Annotated in this window: 4 protein-coding genes and 1 pseudogene; all 5 read left to right on the top strand. The window is 58.0% G+C overall.

The window, feature by feature from the left end; all coding sequences use genetic code 11:
* On the top strand, window positions 1-396 hold a 396-nt coding region (locus tag ACFFAR_RS29100; RefSeq protein WP_375509000.1), incomplete at its 5' end, for a Fic family protein.
* Entirely contained in the window at window positions 393-779 is a 387-nt protein-coding gene (locus tag ACFFAR_RS29095; RefSeq protein WP_375508999.1) for a hypothetical protein, read from the top strand. The genes ACFFAR_RS29100 and ACFFAR_RS29095, both read left to right, overlap by 4 nt.
* 226 nt (window positions 780-1,005) lie before the next feature.
* Entirely contained in the window at window positions 1,006-1,740 is a 735-nt protein-coding gene (locus ACFFAR_RS29090; RefSeq protein ID WP_174362550.1) for a glutathione S-transferase family protein, read from the top strand.
* Between the two features lie 52 nt (window positions 1,741-1,792).
* Window positions 1,793-2,596, top strand: a complete 804-nt coding sequence (locus ACFFAR_RS29085) for an aldo/keto reductase (RefSeq protein ID WP_062169997.1) — start codon at window positions 1,793-1,795, stop codon at window positions 2,594-2,596.
* A gap of 156 nt (window positions 2,597-2,752) precedes the next feature.
* A pseudogene (locus ACFFAR_RS29080) lies at window positions 2,753-3,152 on the top strand (chloride channel protein); the annotation flags it as partial.

The following is a 3,152-nucleotide window of genomic DNA, read 5'->3' as shown; positions in this document are numbered from 1 at the left end:
CTGGTCGACTTGCAAAATACCGTTGTGCGGGATGTATTCAGCCAGGAAGCGTCGTATCGGACGACACAAAACTGGCTCGAAGATGCGACCGGGAAAATCTCATTTTTTCCACCACCGCCCGAAGATTTGCGACGCCTCATGGACGGGTGGGAAGCGTTTGTCAGCGAACGAGGCCGATGCAATGACGTATTGGTGAAAGCGGCCTGCGCTGCATTTGGATTTGTATGTATCCATCCGTTCCTCGATGGCAACGGCCGGCTTCTTCGTTTTCTAATTCAGCATGTCCTGGCAAGGTCAGTTCCGCTTCCCGGAGGCGCCATCGTTCCGGTGTCTGCAGTCATTCCGAAGGACATCCCGGATTACCTCGCCGTGTTGACCGGTTTTCGCGTCCTGTGACTAATCTGTGGCGCTACACGCGCGGTGATGTCAGCCCAATGGTGATCGAATCGCCGCCGAGCCGGGCTTATCGGTTTTTCGATGCAACCCGGGAAGTCGCGTTTCTGCACAAAATGATTCGACTTGCCGTCCAAGAGGAGATACCACGCGAGCTCGCATGGCTGACCGGTTACGACGTCGCCTTTCGACAAATCGATACCGAGTTCGACCTGCCTCAAAAGGATATTTCCGCTTTGATACGGATGATTCAGTCCAACCAAGGGAACATCTCGGCGAACCGGCGCAAGCAGTTCAGCCATCTGCCAGCTACGGTGCTCGACCGGATCGAGGAGATTGTGCGAGATACATTTTTTCGCGCTATTGGTAGCAAGAACGAAAACTAGGCTGATCTTTTTTCAATAATCGCTTCGAAACTCGCGGAGAATATGGCTTTTACGAAAAAAACGAGTTTCTTGCGAGCGGGAGGCACCGTAATACCCTCTTTTGCAACTACGCGGCGCGATTTATTGGCGAGTTCGCCAAGGACACTCCTGCAGCGCTTCCACCGGCACAACCGTTGCTACCCTTCCCAGTTCACCCCGCCAACATTCAGACTTGAGGATCTTACGAATGGCGTACGAGCTCTATTACTGGGATGGCCTTCAGGGTCGCGGCGAATTCGTTCGGCTCGCACTCGAAGATGCGGGTGCGGACTACATCGATGTGGCGCGCGGCGCCAAGAAAGACGGCCAGGGCACGGGCGCGATGATGAAGATCATCGAAAGCGAGAGCGAACCACACATTCCCTTCGCGCCGCCCTTTCTCAAAGACGGCGAGCTGATCGTGCCGCAAGTCGCGAACATCCTGTTTTACCTTGGTCCCAAACTCGGCCTTTCGCCCAAGGACGAAAAGCTGCGTTACGTTGCCAACGGTTTGCAACTGACCATCGCGGACATGGTGGCCGAAGTCCACGATACCCATCACCCGCTCGCCTCCGACCTGTACTACGAGGATCAAAAGGACGCGGCGAAAACGCGGGCGAAAGATTTCATCGACAACCGGATTCCGAAGTTCATCGGTTACTTCGAGCGTGTGCTCAAGCAGAATGCGCACGGTTCCAGACACATGGTCGGCGATCAGACCACCTACGTGGATCTGTCGATATTCCAGCTTGTCGAGGGCCTTCACTATGCCTTCCCGCGCGCAACCGGGACATTCGCAAAGCAATACCCGCACGTGCAAGCGCTCCACGACGCCGTTCTGGATCGCCCCAACATTGCCGCATATGTCGATTCGGAACGCCGGATTCCCTTCAATGAATCCGGCATCTTCCGGCATTATCCCGAGCTGGATCAGGATGCCTGAGCGCACCTGGACTCGCTCGGCCCTTGAATAACCGTACTCAAAGGAGCATCAGATGGTTGAAACGATTCCCTCATTTGGACTGGGTACTTTTCGTGTGGATGCCGAAAAGACCGTGAACGCAGTCAAGAGCGCGCTGCAGCTCGGCTATCGCCATATCGATACCGCGAAGTTCTACAACAACGAAGAGTCCGTCGGCAAAGGCGTGCGCGATTCGGGCATTCCGCGCGAGGACATCTGGGTCACGACGAAGGTCTGGCACGACCAGTTGCGCAGAGTTGATGTGGTGAAGAGTCTCGTCGATAGCCACAAGAAACTGAACATCGGCACGATCGATCTGGCGCTTGTCCACTGGCCGTCGCCCGACAGCGTGGTGCCGATCGCAGAAACCATCGCGGGATTCCAGGATGCGCAGAAGCAAGGGCTGATTCGCCATTTCGGCGTGTCGAACTTCACCGCACCGCTGCTGGAAGAAGCGCTGAAGGTGCCGGGCGGCGAAGGTATCGTGACGAACCAGTTCGAGATCAGCCCGTTCCTCGCCAACCGCAAACTGGTCGAAGCGACGCAAAAGCTCGGCGTAAAGGCGACCGCGTACATGCCGCTTGGCGAAAGCCGTGCGCACAAGGATCCGACGCTCAACGAAATCGCGAAGAAGCATGGCGTGACGGCCGCCCAAGTGACATTCGCGTGGCTGTTGTCGCGCGATATCGTGGTGCTGTCTGCATCGACGAATCCGGAACATCAGCAGGTGAACTGGGACTCGCAAAAACTCAAGCTCGACGCCGACGACATCAAAAAGATCGATGCCCTCGACGAAGGCGAACGCCACGCCAAGCCGCCTTTCGCGCCCAAGTGGTGAAATAGCGGTTGCATGCTGGACAGCCCGGTCTTGTGCAGGCACGACCGGGTTTTTTATTGCCGCGACACCCGCAGCGCGTGAAGTCCCCGCGCCCGGTCGCCGGTGATATCCTTGCCCCCGCAAACCTCCGCCTCGACCCGATCAAACCCAGCTCACGTGCTTTCATTCCTCCTCAAGCTGCGTACCCGCGCACAGCGCCGGTTCCGGTTCTCCGAAGCCCATACCATGCTCGTGTGGGCGGTGATCGTCGGCGTGGCCGGGGCGTTTGCGACGGCGGCGTTCCGCAGTGGTATCGACGAATTGCAGCGGCTCTTTGGCGGCACGAACGGCAACTTCGTCGAGATGGCCACCCGCCTGCCGTGGCCCGTGCGCGTTGCGTTGCCTGCGGCGGGCGGTTTGATCGCGGGACTGTGTCTTCTGATGGCGCGGCGTAGGCCGACCAGTCAGGCGCATGCGGACTACATGGAAGCAGTGACAATCGGCGATGGCGTCGTGCCTGTGTCGCAAAGCCTGTGGCGCAGCGTCTCGTCGCTGTTCACCATTGCGAGCGGCGGGT

It is taken from the genome of uncultured Caballeronia sp. (genome assembly GCF_964243625.1).
Lineage (GTDB): Bacteria > Pseudomonadota > Gammaproteobacteria > Burkholderiales > Burkholderiaceae > Caballeronia.
The sequence above is the reverse complement of the archived record's forward strand: the minus strand, read 5'-3'. Positions and strand labels throughout refer to the sequence as shown.